This window comes from Paenirhizobium naphthalenivorans (assembly GCF_007992095.1).
Lineage (GTDB): Bacteria > Pseudomonadota > Alphaproteobacteria > Rhizobiales > Rhizobiaceae > Allorhizobium > Allorhizobium naphthalenivorans.
Map to the genome: position 1 here is coordinate 19768 of NZ_BJZP01000016.1, position 15505 is coordinate 35272.

The 15505-nt window shown below is 61.5% G+C and carries 15 protein-coding genes; 6 read left to right on the forward strand and 9 right to left on the reverse strand.

Annotated features, from left to right (window positions below):
• Positions 1-9: 9 nt before the first annotated feature.
• From RNA01_RS15290 to recQ, 4 genes are all read left to right on the forward strand, one after another.
• On the forward strand, positions 10-747 hold the full coding sequence (locus tag RNA01_RS15290; protein ID WP_147181085.1) for a F0F1 ATP synthase subunit B family protein: 738 nt from the start codon (positions 10-12) through the stop codon (positions 745-747).
• A complete protein-coding gene (locus tag RNA01_RS15295; RefSeq protein WP_147181086.1) occupies positions 740-2296 on the forward strand; it encodes a F0F1 ATP synthase subunit alpha in 1557 nt (518 codons plus the stop codon). The genes RNA01_RS15290 and RNA01_RS15295 overlap by 8 nt, the downstream gene beginning before the upstream one ends.
• Positions 2293-3165 (forward strand): F0F1 ATP synthase subunit gamma, encoded by an 873-nt coding sequence (locus tag RNA01_RS15300; protein ID WP_147181087.1) that lies wholly within the window; start codon positions 2293-2295, stop codon positions 3163-3165. The genes RNA01_RS15295 and RNA01_RS15300 overlap by 4 nt, the downstream gene beginning before the upstream one ends.
• Before the next feature lie 176 nt (positions 3166-3341).
• Positions 3342-5201, forward strand: coding sequence for a DNA helicase RecQ (gene recQ, locus RNA01_RS15305; protein WP_147181088.1), 1860 nt, complete (start codon positions 3342-3344; stop codon positions 5199-5201).
• Positions 5202-5270: 69 nt separating this feature from the next.
• Here the strand turns inward: recQ and RNA01_RS15310 are convergent, their stop codons facing one another.
• From RNA01_RS15310 to RNA01_RS15350, 9 genes are all read right to left on the reverse strand, one after another.
• Complete coding sequence (locus RNA01_RS15310) at positions 5271-6503, reverse strand: pyridoxal phosphate-dependent aminotransferase (protein WP_147181089.1); 1233 nt, start codon at positions 6501-6503, stop codon at positions 5271-5273.
• 63 nt (positions 6504-6566) lie between these two features.
• A complete protein-coding gene (locus RNA01_RS15315; RefSeq protein ID WP_147181090.1) occupies positions 6567-7988 on the reverse strand; it encodes an FAD-binding oxidoreductase in 1422 nt (473 codons plus the stop codon).
• 10 nt (positions 7989-7998) lie between these two features.
• On the reverse strand, positions 7999-9399 hold the full coding sequence (gene hglS, locus RNA01_RS15320; protein WP_147181091.1) for a 2-oxoadipate dioxygenase/decarboxylase HglS: 1401 nt from the start codon (positions 9397-9399) through the stop codon (positions 7999-8001).
• Between the two features lie 224 nt (positions 9400-9623).
• Positions 9624-10001: a hypothetical protein gene (locus RNA01_RS15325; protein ID WP_147181092.1), complete on the reverse strand. Its 378-nt coding sequence runs from the start codon at positions 9999-10001 to the stop codon at positions 9624-9626.
• Between the two features lie 312 nt (positions 10002-10313).
• Complete coding sequence (locus RNA01_RS15330) at positions 10314-10709, reverse strand: (R)-mandelonitrile lyase (RefSeq protein ID WP_147181093.1); 396 nt, start codon at positions 10707-10709, stop codon at positions 10314-10316.
• A 210-nt stretch (positions 10710-10919) separates the two neighbouring features.
• Complete coding sequence (locus tag RNA01_RS15335; protein ID WP_147181094.1) at positions 10920-11300, reverse strand: DUF6481 family protein; 381 nt, start codon at positions 11298-11300, stop codon at positions 10920-10922.
• 98 nt (positions 11301-11398) lie between these two features.
• Complete coding sequence (locus RNA01_RS15340) at positions 11399-11605, reverse strand: hypothetical protein (RefSeq protein ID WP_147181095.1); 207 nt, start codon at positions 11603-11605, stop codon at positions 11399-11401.
• A gap of 139 nt (positions 11606-11744) precedes the next feature.
• Complete coding sequence (locus tag RNA01_RS15345; protein WP_028737242.1) at positions 11745-11954, reverse strand: cold-shock protein; 210 nt, start codon at positions 11952-11954, stop codon at positions 11745-11747.
• Positions 11955-12222: 268 nt separating this feature from the next.
• Entirely contained in the window at positions 12223-12975 is a 753-nt protein-coding gene (locus RNA01_RS15350) for a YoaK family protein (protein ID WP_147181096.1), read from the reverse strand.
• A 460-nt stretch (positions 12976-13435) separates the two neighbouring features.
• Between RNA01_RS15350 and RNA01_RS15355 the strand changes: the two genes are divergently transcribed.
• Together RNA01_RS15355 and RNA01_RS15360 are read left to right on the forward strand one after the other, a co-directional pair.
• Positions 13436-13696: a DUF4212 domain-containing protein gene (locus tag RNA01_RS15355; RefSeq protein WP_147181097.1), complete on the forward strand. Its 261-nt coding sequence runs from the start codon at positions 13436-13438 to the stop codon at positions 13694-13696.
• 14 nt (positions 13697-13710) lie between these two features.
• On the forward strand, positions 13711-15477 hold the full coding sequence (locus RNA01_RS15360; protein ID WP_147181098.1) for a sodium:solute symporter family protein: 1767 nt from the start codon (positions 13711-13713) through the stop codon (positions 15475-15477).
• Positions 15478-15505 lie beyond the last annotated feature (28 nt).

A 15505-nucleotide genomic window follows, 5' to 3' on the forward strand; every position in this document is an offset into this window, starting at 1 on the left:
GAGCCTCAAATGCAGATCGATTGGTGGTCTCTCGGCCTTCAGACGCTGAATGCGATTGTCCTCTTGTGGATCCTGTCGCGTTTTCTGTTTCGCCCTGTGGCGGACATCCTGAAAAAACGCCAGGAGGCCGCCGCCGCGATCATGGAGAAGGCGGATGCCGCGAAGGCTGCCGCACTGGCAAGCGAGGAGGGGGCTGAAGCAGAGGCGGCCCGACTGGCGGCCGAGCGCAGTCAAGTGATGGAAAAGGCTTTGGCCGAGGCCGGGGCCGCCAAGGAGGCCGTTTTGGCGGATGCCCATCGCGAAGCCGCCAAGCTTCGTGCGAATGCCGAGAGTGCGATCGAGGCTTTGAAACAGAAAGAGATGGCGACTGTCATGGCTCATGCGGGAGATCTGGCTGTCGATCTTGCCGCCAAGCTTCTGAGTCGGTTGCCGGATGGCGCGCTCGTATCCGGCTTCATCGAAGGCTTGGGCGAGGCGATTGTTCGACTACCTGAGGAAACAAAGAAAGAAATTGGAGAGGATGGCGAGACCGTACGGTTGAAAGCAGTCCGCGCGCTGACACCGGAGGAACGCCTCGCCTGCGGCGCGATGCTTGAGAAGGTTCTGGGCCGCAAGGTGGAATTTGTAACCGAGGCTGATCCGGCGCTGATAGCGGGTCTCGAGTTCGAGACCCCGCATGCCTTGGTGAAGAACAGTTTCAGAGCCGATCTTGACCTCCTTCAGACGAAGCTGACCCATCATGGATGAGCCCCAGGAAAAGCCCCACGAGAAGACGGTCGACTGGCTCGAACGCCAGCATCAGGTGATCGCGGATGTAGCGCTTTCTCCCGAAGCCTATTCGATCGGCCGGGTTGAACAGGTCGCAGACGGCATCGCCCGGGTTTCCGGCTTGCCCGATGTCAAGCTCAATGAACTCTTGCGCTTTGAAAACGGTCGTCTGGGCTTTGCCTTGACGCTCGACGCTGATGATATCAGTGCTGTGCTTCTTGACGATGGCGAGGGGGTCAACGCCGGTGCGCAGGTGCGCGGGACAGGCGACGTGGTGAAGGTGCCCGTCGGCCCGGCCCTTCTCGGCCGGATCGTCGATCCGCTGGGGCGACCGCTTGATGCCGGGGCGCCGATCGAGGCGCATGATTTCTTGCCCGCCGAGCGGCCAGCGCCTTCGATCATCGAGCGCGATCTTGTAGACACGCCGGCTGAAACCGGCATTCTGGTCGTCGATGCGCTTTTCGCGCTCGGGCGCGGACAACGCGAGCTGATCATTGGTGACAGAGCGACGGGCAAGACCTCCATCGGGGTTGATGCGATCATCAATCAGAAGAACTCCGATATGGTGTGCGTCTATGTGGCGATCGGCCAGCGCTCCTCGGATATCGAGCGGGTGATCGCGGCGATCCAGAAACATGGCGCTCTGGAACGCTGCATCTTTGTCGTGGCAGAGGCATCCTCCTCGGCGGGCCTGCAATGGATCGCGCCTTTTGCCGCTTTTTCCATGGCGGAATATTTCCGCGACCGCGGCGAAGATGTGCTGATGGTCATCGATGATCTGACCAAACATGCGGCAACCCATCGCGAACTTGCGCTTCTGACGCGCGAGCCGCCGGGCCGTGAAGCCTATCCGGGCGACATCTTTTACGTCCATGCCAGGCTGCTGGAGCGCGCCGCCAAAATGTCGGCCGAATGTGGCGGCGGTTCGATCACCGCCTTGCCGATTGCCCAGACCGATGCCGGCAATCTCTCAGCCTATATCCCGACCAACCTGATTTCGATTACCGATGGGCAGATCGTCCTTTCGACGCGGCTGCTGGCGCTTGATCAGCGCCCACCGGTCGATGTCGGCCTCAGCGTCAGTCGGGTTGGCGGCAAGGCGCAGAAGCGAGCGCTTCGTGATGTTTCGGGGCGAATCCGGCTGGAGTATTCCCAGTTTCTTGAACTCGAGACCTTTACCCGTTTCGGCGGCATGTCGGATACGCGGGTGAGATCGCAGATCGAGCGCGGCCAGCGTATCCGGTCGCTTCTGACCCAGCCACGCTTTTGCGGCTATCGGCTCGTCGATCAGGTGGCGCTGCTGGCGGCGTTGAACGATGGGGCGCTGGACGGTATTGCGGTGGCCCTCATCCCGGATCTTTGCCAGCGCCTTCCGGCCTATCTCGATAGCAGCGTCAAGGACGTCGTCGATGCTGTCTCGACCAGCGGCCTGTTGACGGAGGACGCCACGGCGCAACTGATCGCCGCGGTGAAAAGGCTTGCCGCCGACCTTAGCGCCGCCGACACCACGGCTGGGGAGGCAAAGTGACCGAACGGCTCTCAGACATCGAGGCGCGCATAGGATCCGTGCACCAGCTTTCCTCGGTGATCGGGGCAATGCGTGGCATTGCGGCGGCAAGGACGCTGGAGGCCAGCAAGCATCTCGACGGAGTCCGAGCCTATGCCTCGACTACTGCCTTGGCGATCGGCAGCGCTTTGGCTCTGGTACCGGACATACAAGACCAGCCGTCTGGTGGGCAAACAGGTGGAGGCGGACAGGTGATCGTCGCCCTTTGTGCCGAACAAGGGTTTGCCGGAAGCTTCAGCCATCGCATCCTCGAACATGTCAGCGGCATGATGAAGGCCGAGACGGGTGGTGCGACGGAGCTTTTGCTCATCGGCGACAGAGGGCTCCTCGCTGCCGTCGAATTCGAGATCGTTCCCGACTGGTCAGCCCCCATGATCGCTTCCACGGCGCAGGCGGCGGGCCTCAGCAACCGCATCATGGATGAGCTTTACGAGCGGATCGGACGTGGCGGTGTCCAGCGCGTCTTCCTGGTTCATGCAAGTCCCGGCGCCGCCGTGGTTGCCAACATTGTCGAGCGTCAGCTTGTTCCCTTCGATTTCAGCCGATTTGCGAGCCCTGCGGGTAATGAGCCTCCGTTGTTGAACTTGGCGCCGCAGAGGCTATTGGCGAGCCTTGTCGAGGAATATGTCTTCGCCGAGCTTTGCGAAGCCGTTGTCCTGTCTTACGCGGCGGAGAACGAGGCGCGTATGCGGGCGATGGTCTCTGCCCAACGCAATGTCGCCGAGACGCTCGAGACTCTGACGGCGTCGGCCCGCCGGCAGCGTCAGGAGGAGATCACCAATGAGATCTGCGAGCTGAGCGCGGGCATCCTTTCCCGAAACGCCTCTTGATCATGGTCCGGCCCGAGATGGCGGGCTTACCGCATATCGGCCAAGCCTCGGCAGGGCTTCGCGGCAAAGTCGTCCAGGACTGTCTTTCGTCTTAACGGGTCCGTTCCGGTGCCGCCGACACTCGCGACCTCAGGCGAGCTGTGGCATAGTGCGATCCATCCCAAGAAAGCGATTCCATGCCGCAGACCCAGACCCGTCTCGATCCTTTGTTCGATAGCCAAGGCGCAAAAAATCCACTTGCCGTACTGAAGCAGGTTTATGGCTATTCAGCTTTTCGCGGCAGGCAGGCCGAGGTGGTCGAGCGGGTTGTTTCCGGGGGCGACGCGGTCGTGCTTTTCCCGACCGGCGCCGGTAAATCGCTGTGCTTCCAGATCCCGGCGCTTTGCCGTGACGGCATTGGGATCGTGGTGTCGCCGCTGATCGCGCTGATGCGCGATCAGGTGGAGGCGCTGAGGCAGCTCGGGGTGCGGGCCGCCGCGCTCAATTCTTCGCTGTCGCGCGAAGGCTATGTCGATGTGCGCCGGGAGATCGCCGATGGTACGCTCGATCTTCTCTATGTCACGCCGGAACGCATCGTCACGCCCAGCTTCAAGGAGATGATCGCCGGCGCCCGGATTGCGCTCTTCGCCATTGATGAGGCCCATTGCGTGTCCCAATGGGGCCATGATTTCCGCCCCGAGTATCGCGAACTCGGGCGTCTGGCCGAGGAATATCCAGGCGTGCCGCGAATCGCGCTGACGGCGACGGCCGATCCGCATACGCGCGAGGACATCATCGACAGGCTCGCGCTGCGCTCGGCCGAAGTTTTCACCACCTCGTTCGATCGGCCGAACATCGCCTATGAGATCGTCGAGAGGGACCAGCCGCGCCAGCAGCTTCTGCGCTTCCTGTCACGTCACCAGGGATCGAGCGGTATCGTCTATTGCCTGTCGCGCGCCAAGGTCGAGGACACGGCTGAATGGCTCAATACCCAGGGGATTCGCGCGCTTGCTTATCATGCGGGGATGGACCGCGCCGTGCGCGACGCCAATCAGGATGCCTTCCTCAAGGAAGAGGATCTCTGCCTTGTCGCCACCGTCGCCTTTGGCATGGGAATCGACAAGCCGAATGTGCGCTATGTCGCCCATCTCGACCTGCCCGGCTCGGTCGAGGCCTATTATCAGGAAACCGGCCGTGCCGGGCGTGACGGGCTGCCATCCGATGTCTGGATGGCCTATGGCATGGCCGATGTCATCCAGCGCGGCCGGATGATCGACGAAGGCGCCTCGGGCGACGACATCAAGCGGGTTGAGCGCGCCAAACTCAACGCGCTGCTGGCGATTTGCGAGACGCCGGGCTGTCGCCGACAGGCGATCCTAGCGCATTTCGGCGAGGCGCATGGCGGCCAGTGCGGCAATTGCGACACTTGCCTGAAGCCAGTCGAGACCTGGGATGGGACGGAGGCGGCGATCAAGGCACTGGCGGCGATCTATCGCACCGGCGAGCGTTTTGGCACCGGCCATCTCGTCGACGTTTTGACTGGCACCGAGAACGAAAAAACCATCCGCTTCGGCCATGTCGACATGCCGGTCTTCGGCGTCGGCAAGGATCTTGCGGCCAAGACCTGGCAGTCGGTCTATCGCCAGTTGCTAGCTGCCGGTCTCGTCTCCGTCGATCACTCCGCCTTTGGCGCGCTGAAGCTGGAACCAGAGGCGCGCGCCGTGTTTAAGCACGAGCGCACGGTTCGCTTCCGCCAGGATCGGCCGACCAAGGGCAAGGCGTCACGGGGCTCGTCACCGACTTCCGCGCAGGCCCGTTCCTCGCTGCACAGCGATGATGTGGCGCTGTTCGAGGCACTCCGCGCCCGTCGCATGGCGATCGCCAAGGAGCTTTCGGTTCCACCCTATGTCGTTTTCCCGGATACGACGCTGGTCGCCTTCGCCAGCGAACGCCCGATGGATCGCGAGGCGCTGATCGGCATTTCAGGCGTTGGGCAGTCGAAGCTTGAGCGCTATGGCGATGCGTTCATCGAGGTCATACGCGCGCACAGCGACTAGATTTTCCGCTGGCGCGCAAGCCGATCCGACCGTCGGCGAGGACGGTCGGTGGTGTCGTGTGGTCTGTGCTTAGGCCAGCCTGGCGCAGGCATCCGTGATGCGGGCGAGTGCTTCCCTGAGTTCGGATTCGGCGCTGGCATAGGAGATGCGGAAGAAGGGCGACAGGCCAAAGGCCGAGCCGGGCACGACCGCGACATTGGCGTCTTCCAGCAGATAGGCGCAGAAATCCGTGTCGGTTTCGAGGCGCTTGCCGGCCGGCGTGGTCTTGCCGAGCATGCCGGCGCATCCCGAGAAGGTGTAGAAGGCGCCTTCCGGAACACGGCAATCGAGGCCGTCGATGGCATTGAGGCCGGCAACCACCAGATCGCGGCGGCGCTGGAAGCTCGCCTTGCGCTCATTGAGGAAATCCTGCGGGCCATTCAGCGCGGCGACCGAGGCGGCCTGGCTGATCGAGGAGGGGCAGGAGGTCGCCTGGCTCTGCACCACGGCCATGGCCTTGATCAGGTCGCGCGGGCCGCCGGCATAGCCGATGCGCCAGCCGGTCATGGCATAGGCCTTGGAGACGCCGTTGACGGTGAGAATGCGGTTTTTCAGGCGCGGCTCAAGGGCAGCCGGTGTGACGAATTCGAAGCCGTCATAGACGATGTGCTCGTACATGTCGTCGACCAGCAGCCAGACCTGCGGGTGCTTCAGGAGCACGTCGAGCAGCGGGCGATAATCCTCGGCGCGATAGCCGGCGCCCGACGGGTTGGACGGCGAGTTGAGGATGACCCAGCGCGTCTTGGGCGTGATCGCGGCCTCGAGTTGGGCGGCCTGAAGGCGAAACCCGGCCTCGGCATTGCAGGCGATCAGCACCGGCTTTGCCTCGGCGATCTGGACGATGTCGGAATAGGAGGTCCAGTAGGGCGTCGGGATGATCACTTCGTCGCCCGGATCGAGCGTCGCCATCATCGCGTTGAACAGGATCTGCTTGGCGCCGGTCGCGACCGTGATCTCGTCGAGCGCGTAGTCTACGGCATTTTCGCGGCTGAACTTGTCGCGGATTGCGGCCTTCAGTTCCGGCGTGCCGTCGAGCGCGGTGTATTTGGTCTGGCCAGCCTGCATGGCCTTCCACGCAGCTTCCTTGATGTGGTCCGGCGTGTCGAAATCGGGTTCGCCGGCGCCGAGGATGATGACGGGCCGGCCTTCGCGCTTCAGGGCTTGTGCCTTGGCGCCGATCTTCAGGATTTCGGAGACGCCGATCGACGAGATGCGCTTCGCCGGCCGGAAAACTGCCTCTTCGGGCTTGCTGTTGATGTTCATGACCATCCTCTTTGTTTTCTTGGTCGCCCTCATTTCGAGGGCCATCATGCGCTGGGTCGGGCGTTAGCCGAAACGGACCGTGCCGAGTGCACCCGGCGAGGTGATCGCCTTGAGGCCGGCCGCCAGTTCCTTGATCTTTCCGTCTGTATAGAGATCGTAATAGGGTTGGTTCTTGCGACCGATCGCATGCTCGGCACTGAAACTGCCGTTGAAATCGCGAACGGCCATGTTGAAGACCCAGTCGCGCAGGTGCTGCTCAAAGGCCGCGTCGGTTGCCGCCTGGCTGTCCTTCGGCACGACGAGATTGAAATGCACACCGCCGTCGCCGATGTGACCGAAGTCGCAGATTGTCACGTCCGGGAAGGCGCCCGGCATCTCCGCCTTCATGCGGTCACAAAAGGCCATGATGTCGCCGCGGCGGAAGGAGAGATCGAAGGCGATCAGCTTTCCGGCGTGCTTGACGCCTTCCGAGAGCGCATGGCGCAGCGCCCACATTTCATGGGCAGGGCCGACGAAGGCATCCGCCAGTGGCGCCGCCTCACTTTCCCAGATCTCGGCGAGCACGGTCTCCAGCACGGCGTCGAGCCCCTGTTCGCCCTCGCGCGGCTCCCAGGTGCGGGAGATTTCGCAGAGGATCACATAGTCGGGGATATGGCCGCCCTGGAACGGGTTGCGGAGCGAGGGGACATGGTCGAGAGCTGCGGCGACCGCGTTCTTCGACATGCCCTCGAAGGCCGAGAGATAGGCGCCGAGCTTCTGCTCCATGGAACGCAGTAACGGCATGACATGGGCGCCGCTGGACGGAACCAGATAGGCGGTAGCCATCTGCCTCGGCAGAGCCTCGAGGTTCAGTACGCATTCGGTGATGATACCAAAGGCGCCGGACGTGCCGATGAAGATCTGTTTCCAGTCGACACCGGTATTGTTCTTGCGCAGGTCCGAGGTCAGGTCGAGGATCGTGCCTACCTCATCCGCGAGTACGACCTTGATGCCGAGCGTGTTGCGACGCACGTCGCCATATTTGAGGAAGCGCGAGCCGCCGGTATTGGTCGACAACATGCCGGCGAGGCGAGGATCGGCGCCAAGATCGATCGGAAAGAACAGGCCGTTCGCTTCAAGTTGCTGGTTGACTTCGGACAGCCGGAAACCCGCGTCGGTGTGAAGCGAGCGGTTGTCGAGATCGAGATCAAAACGGCGTGTCATACGATCGAGGCTGAGCACGACTTGAGCACCAGAGGCATCCGGCGTCGAGCCGGAAACGAGGCCGGTATTGCCTGATTGCGGGATCAGCGAAAGGCCGTGGCGCACGCAATAGGCAACGGCGGACGAGGCCTCCTCGGTGGTCGCCGGGCGCAGCACGAGGCCCGCCAGACCTTCGTCATAGCGGGCTCCCGTTTGATAGGCCACCATGGCGCCGGGCTCGCTGACGATGCCCTTGTCGCCAAGAATATTGCCCAGTGCCAGAATGTGCTCTTGGTCGATCATCGTCGGTCGCTTACTCTGCTGCCTGCACGGCCGAGAGCATCTGACGGCAATCGGCGATCGATGCCTGTTCGATGCCGGCATAATGATCGAACTCGTTCAACACCTTGGCACCGAGGTCAAGTTCGAAGCGCTGCTGGTTCGGGCTTGCGGCGAAGTCCTGGGTCGCGTCGTCGCCAAGGTTCGACTGGAAGATGCCGGCGGCGCTGACCGGCAGGAAGTCTTCGTAGACGATCGGATCGAACTGGACGAGACCATCGGCGATCAGGCTATCGAGGCTCGCCTCGGCACCGGCCCTGGACTTGCGGCCCTTTTCGGTGAGCGAATAGGCGAAATAGCCGAGACCTTCGGCGCGGATCGCCTCCCAGCTGTCGGGGAAGGGTGTGAAGGCTTCAGCCAGTGCCTTTTCGTAGTCAGCGGCGTTCGAGCCGTCCGCGGCCGGGCGCACGACTTTGCGCGAGGCATTGAGCAGATCGTCATAAAGCGCGCGGCCCTTCGGGGTGAGGGCAATGCCGCGCTGTTCGATCTCGCCGAAACGGGCGGTGTGCGAGCCTTCCTTCCAGCTGCCGTCCTCAGCCTGGAACAGTACCGGCTCGTTGAGCGCCTTGAAGGAGGTCTGGCGCAGCAGGATCGCGCACTTGCGGGTAGGCGGGCCTTCGACGACGGCCTTTGGGGCGATGCCATAGTCCGGCATGCGGGCCTGGACGAGGTCGATGTCGAGGGTACGTGGCGTGAGGTGATTGATGTGCGGGCCCTTGAACGATACAACGTCGGCGACCAAGCGGTGGGCCGCATGGAGCCGGGCATACATGTCCGGGCTGACGCGCGCCTTGTCATGCCAGCGAAAGGTTTCGAGCGCCTCGGTGACGAAGCGCGCTGCATCGGCGCGGTCGAGACCGCCCTGCTGCTCGGCCTTCTCCGTCAATTCGACGGCGCCCGGGGTGAAGATCTCGCGGGTGGCGAGCGTGGCTTGCGCCTCGGCGCGCAGCGTCTCGTCGGCGATCAGATCGAGTCTGAGCAGAGAGGTGAAGACGCGAAACGGGTTCTTCTTCAGGCTTGCGTCGCCGACCGGGCGAAACGCAGTCGAGTGAACCGGCACGCCAGCGGTCGACAGGTCATAGTAGCCAACCGGGAACATGCCCATGACGGCGAAGACGCGGCGCATCATGGCAAGTTCTGCCGGCGTGCCGAGACGGATGGCGCCGTGGCGTTCTTCCGAGATGCGGTTGAGGGAATCGGTGTCCTCAAGGCGCTCGCGCAGCTTGGGATCGGCATCGAGCGTCTCCAGGTTGACGCGGGCCACCAGATCCATGAGCGTACCATAGGCCGGAACCTCTGCGCGATACATGGCGGACATGGCGGCGGAAAACATCGAGCGGATCTCGTCGCTCGACACGAAAGCGGTCTTGGTCATCAGGGCATCCCAAAGCACAGAAGATGGATCGTTCGGGAGACAGCTTATAATATGTTGCAGCGCCGAAGGATGCTGACGTTTATCTATGAGTTCATGCGTCTGGCGAATGACTGAGGCGCTTTGCAGACAATTCCGGACATTGGGCGAGGTGCCCTATTTATTGGATCAGAGTCCATAAAAGTGATCATGATGATGCGGTATAATCTGATTGCAATGATCTGTGCTTACGCGAGCGGAGGGGGCGAGGTCGAGTTGGCGATGAGCCATGTCTCAAGCGCGGCGACGACGGCGAGGCGCAGGCTCTGGTGGTCATCGAGGGCCCGTGCCAGCGAAGGGTCGTCGCACTCGAAACCCATTTCGACCATGACGTCGGCCGCTGTCAGGTTTCGTTTGGTCATGATCACTTGCACGCGGGCGACGGCGGACGGCAACAGATAGCGCCCGCTCGCGATCGGTGCCAGGTTGAGGGCCGGCGCAGACCCATCGGCCGCGAGATCCGCGTGGCGAAGCCATTCGATGAAGCTGGATCGCTCCTCGAGCGTCGCCTTGGCCCAGGAATTCTGGAGCTTCTGAAGGCGGGTGCGCTTCTGTTTGCTGGTCATCATGGGCTCCGGCTCTGCGTGTGTGTTTCCTCTAGCGGAACAAATGGGCTGGTGCCATCGCTCCAAGCGACGACTCGCTCACGAGCTGTAATCACGGCTAACAATCGTGTCCGCAGGCCGGCGATCACGCGATTCTGGATGTTGCGAGGAAGTGGAGCGGTCACGTTGTTTCGCGGCAGCAGGAGAGACGTCAATCAACCCGCCCGGCCCCGTCCTTAAGTTGACGGCAGCCGCGCTCCGATGCGGCTTGTGCCAGAGATCGGGATGAATTGAAACAGCAGCGATTGTCTGTCGGCGAGAAAAGCTTCTTCTTCAGGCGAGAAATTGCGCGTCGCTCACGTGTTCCAGCCAGTCGACGGCTTTGCCGTCAAGAGCCTCCTGAATGGCGATATGGGTCATGGCGGTGTCGGCCGAGGCGCCATGCCAATGCTTCTCACCCGGCGGGAACCAGACCACGTCGCCGGTGCGGATCTCCTGCTTCGTCTCGCCCCAAGTCTGGGCCCAGCCGGAGCCTGCGGTGACGATCAGCGTCTGGCCGAGCGGATGGGTGTGCCACGCGGTGCGGGCGCCCGGTTCGAAGGCGACACTGACCGCACGCAGATGAGCCGGGGCCGGTGCCTCGATGATCGTGTCCTGGCGAACGGAGCCGGTGAAATAGTCCGCCGACGGAGTGGTGGAGGGGCGGGATCCGCAGCGCTTGATGTCCATGCCGGCAACCTTGGTTATATCGGGAGTGGCATCCTATCCACGATGTGGCCATCGCGCCAGACGCTGCGCGCGACGTCTCATGTATATGGGCTTATCTTCCGGGCCGGCTGTGGGGCGTGACGCAACCGGAGAGGAATGTCTCCTCTTTTCCAGCGGGACCGCCGGTGGCGGGTTCAGTGAACTATCCGGCGATCCGCGTTCCGGCAACCATCAGCGCTGTCTGGCTTTTCGCTCTGCATAGCGCTGGTCGCGCTTGGCCTTGCGTGCCGCCTCGTCTTCGATCACCCGGCTGATCCTGGATGTCTCGGCTTCTAGGCGGGCATCTGCTTCGGCCCTATCAGCCGCAGTCGCGGCTTCAGCCGCTTCCCTTGCCGCCGCAAGAGCCTGTTCGCGCTCCTCCGTTTTGGCGCGTTCGCGCGCCGCTCGGCGTTCGTCGCGGGCCGTCGCCAATGCGAGGCGTTCCGCCTGCCGGGCTTCGAGATGCGGCTCCGCCGCCTCTTTGGCCATGCGATAATTGTCGAGAAGGAGTTTCTTGGCGTCGGCTGTTGCCTTGCGGCGATCGGACAGGCCGTTGTCTCTAGTGTTCTTCAAAGTTCCGCTTTCGGATGGAGATTGTGTTCAGGTCGAGGTCTTCTCATGCGTGCCTTGCGTGCGGCGCGCCGGTGCGGGGCGAGTTGCCGCCGTACCAATTAGTCCTTGGGCGCCGGCGCAGTGGTGACTGTCGCATCAGCCTCCTTGGCAATGCGCAGAGCGCGCAGACGCATGGTCTTTTCGTCGCGCTCTTGAACGACAGCATCGTTCTCCGAGATAACCCGGTTACGCGCCAGAAACTGCGACTGGGTTTTGCCAAAGGCCGCTTCGGCTTGCATACGCGCCTTGCTGTGGGTCTCTGTCATGGCGATTTCCCTCGCTGGTCTTGATGAAGGTGCTCGTCTTTCGGCCAAAAAAAAGCCAGGCAAAATGCCTGACCTTCCTTGGTCTTGTGCTCTCCGTGGTGCCAGTACATCCGTGGTCACCCGAGAGCACAAAGATCGATCAGGCAGCCTGCAGCTGGCCGGCGGACATCTTGCCCGACTTGTTGTCGCGTTCCATCTCGTAGCCGATCTTCTGGCCTTCGACGATTTCACGCATACCGGCGCGCTCTACAGCGGAGATGTGGACGAAAACGTCCGGGCCGCCGTTGTCAGGCTGAATGAAGCCGAAGCCCTTGGTGGAATTGAACCATTTAACTGTGCCAGTGGTCATAACGAACCCTTTCGTAGCAATATTGAGTGCCCGCCGTGCGACTGCACGGGCGGCTGGGTAGCTCGATTTCTTTTGAAGGGAAGTTCGTCGAGGCACGGTGTCAAGGTGCGAAAACAAAAGTCAAACAAGCAAATATCGACACTCACTAAATAGTAGATCCTTGTTGTCGTGTCAACTTTTAGTTTTTACTTGGGCGTCTGCGCCGATTTTTGGTTGAGTTGGCGGTTGGCGTCATATCCTTTTTCGACGATGGTTGCCGATCAAGGCGTCAATTCCGGTGGGGTCGGCCGGATTTCAGATCGGCGACGATCGGGAAAGAGGCGAAGAGACCGAGCGGCAAGGCGAAAACGGCGGCGACCGGCAGGCCGAAATGGCTGAACAGCAGCGCGCCGGCGATGCCGCCGGAAAAGAACAGGCCGATCAGAGAGAGCAGCAAGGCGAGTTTGCGTCGATCGGCGATGACTGGAGCCAGATCCGGCCGCGCGGGGGCATTGTGATAGAAGAGTTTACCGATTTCGATACCGGCATCTGTTACCAGGCCGGTGACATGGGTGGTCCGGATGCGCGCGCCCGACAGCTTGGTGATGATGGCATTCTGTAGGCCCATGATGAAGCACAGGAGGCCGATGGTCAGCAGCAGGGCCAGGTGCGAGCCCTGCACCAGCACGAGGTCCGAAAGCGCGAAGATCAGAAGCAGCAGCGCCTCGACGGCAAGCGGCAGCGCATATTCCGACTCGAGCGCCCGGCGGCGCGCCCAGTTGATCAGGATGGCAGAGGTTGCCGCGCCGGCAATGAATGCGGACAGCGATGAGACGCCGATCACAACGAGCGGCCCCTTGCCGAGCACCATATTGTCGGCAATGGCCGACACGATGCCGGACATGTGCGAGGTGTATTGTCCGACGGCCATGAAGCCGCCTGCATTGACCGCACCGGCCACGAAGGTCAGATAGAAGGCGAGATGGCGATTGGTCTTTTCATTTCGCTCGCGGGCGGCAAGCCCACCCAGATAATATTTCATGCTTCTTCCGCAGGCTTCCGGCGGCTGGTTGGATATAAGAGGCACCTTCGGCGGCAATGGTAAACATTGCTCGAAGATCCACTGGAGATAATATCTTCCAGCGCCTTTTTCGAGCCGATTCCCGCTTTATTTGTGCGGCTTCAAACGGCGGCAACCAGTTCCTCCAAACCGCTGTTGCCTGGGGATGGCCGTCGGATGTGTCACGAAAGTTCCGTGCTTATGTCGCATTTGAAATGCTATTGGCGTGTTTTCGCTCGAGTATAAGACTTTGGTCTTACGACCAATCGTGGGCTTGGAACTGTTCACTTCAAGTCTAGTCTGCTGGAACTACGTGGAGGTGACTGAATTACCGGGGGAGCGGTTTTAAGGTTGACGGCACATGCAGCTGTCTCGATCCCACGGCGTAGTTGAGGAGTTTGGGTGCCCTTTGGCGCCTGAAACAAGAGAGGGAGGAGCAATCATGACGGACAAGACTTCGTCCAATGCCTATTGGGCAGCGAATATTCGCGCTATTTACATTTGTTTGGCCATCTGGGCGATCGTATCCTACGGATTCGGTATTCTGCTGCGTCCAATGCTGTCCGGCATCGCCGTTGGCGGCACAGATATTGGTTTCTGGTTCGCCCAGCAGGGTTCGATCCTCGTCTTCATCGCGCTGATTTTCTTCTACGCGATATACATGAACAAGATCGACCGTGAATTCGGCGTCGACGAGCAGTAAGGCGGAAAATAATTATGGATCAATACACCCTCAATCTTCTGATTGTGGGCGCGACCTTTGCGCTCTACATCGGCATTGCAATCTGGAGCCGAGCCGGCTCCACTGCTGAATTCTACGCCGCCAACCGCGGCGTTCATCCCGTGCTGAACGGCATGGCGACAGCTGCGGACTGGATGTCGGCGGCATCGTTCATCTCCATGGCCGGCCTGATCGCCGGTGTTGGCTACGCCAACTCCACCTATCTGATGGGCTGGACGGGCGGCTACGTTCTGCTGGCGCTTCTGCTGGCACCTTACCTGCGCAAGTTCGGCAAGTTCACGGTGCCGCAGTTCATCGGCGACCGGTTCTACAGCCTGAGTGCGCGCCTTGTTGCGGTCATCTGCCTGATTATCATCTCGGTCACCTATGTTATCGGCCAGATGACCGGCGCCGGCGTCGCTTTCTCGCGCTTCCTTGAAGTGGAGGCCTCGACCGGTCTGTGGATTGCCTCGGCGGTCGTCTTCGCCTACGCGGTTCTTGGCGGCATGAAAGGCATCACTTACACGCAGGTTGCCCAGTACGTCGTTTTGATCATCGCCTATACGATCCCGGCGATCTTTATCTCGCTGCAACTGACCGGTAATCCGCTTCCGTGGCTTGGTCTGTTCTCGACGCACACCGAATCGGGCCTGCCGTTGCTGCAGAAGCTCGACCAGGTCGTCACCGACCTCGGTTTCAACGCCTACACCGCTCAGGGCTCCATGCTCAACATGACCCTGTTCACGCTGTCGCTCATGATCGGCACCGCTGGTCTGCCGCACGTTATCATCCGCTTCTTCACTGTGCCGAAGGTTGCTGATGCGCGTTGGTCGGCTGGCTGGGCACTGGTTTTCATCGCGCTTCTTTATCTGACGGCCCCGGCAGTGGGTGCCATGGCGCGCCTGAACATCATCAACACCATCTTCCCCAACGGTCCGAAGGCGGAAGCCGTTCTCTATGAGGAACGTCCGGACTGGATGCGCACCTGGGAAGTCACCGGTCTTCTGAAGTTTGAAGACAAGAATGGCGACGGTCGGATGCAGTACTACAACGACAAGTCCGCAGGCTTCGCTACGCAGGCTGCCGAGCGTGGCTGGACCGGCAACGAACTGACCATCAACAACGATATCCTGGTTCTTGCCAATCCGGAAATCGCACAGCTTCCGGGCTGGGTCATCGGCCTCATCGCCGCTGGTGGTTTGGCGGCGGCCCTGTCGACGGCAGCCGGTCTTCTGCTCGCCATTTCGTCATCGATCAGCCACGACTTGGTCAAGGAATGGCTCGTTCCGGGTATCTCTGAAAAGAATGAGCTCATGGTTGCTCGCGTCGCCATGGCGGGTGCCATCCTGGTCGCAACGCTGCTGGGCCTCCATCCGCCCGGATTTGCCGCCCAGACCGTGGCATTGGCCTTCGGTCTTGCCGCTGCAACCATCTTCCCGGTTCTCATGATGGGCATCTTCTCGAAGCGGATGAACTCGACCGGGGCAACCGTCGGCATGATCGTGGGTCTGGTTGTGACCTGCCTCTACCTTTTCACCTATCTCGGCTGGTTCTTCATCGCGGGGACCAACATGCTCGAGAACGTGCCGGCCAACTACCTGTTCGGCATCCCGCCGACAGCCTTTGGCCCGATTGGTGCGCTTCTGAACTTCGCGACCGCCTACCTCGTGTCGTCGATGACGAAGGCCCCGCCGGCCCACGTACAGGAACTGGTGGAATCCATCCGTGTGCCGCGTGGTGCGGGTGTCGCCACAGGTCACTAAGAGCCCAGAGACAAAAGAGCGGGCGGCG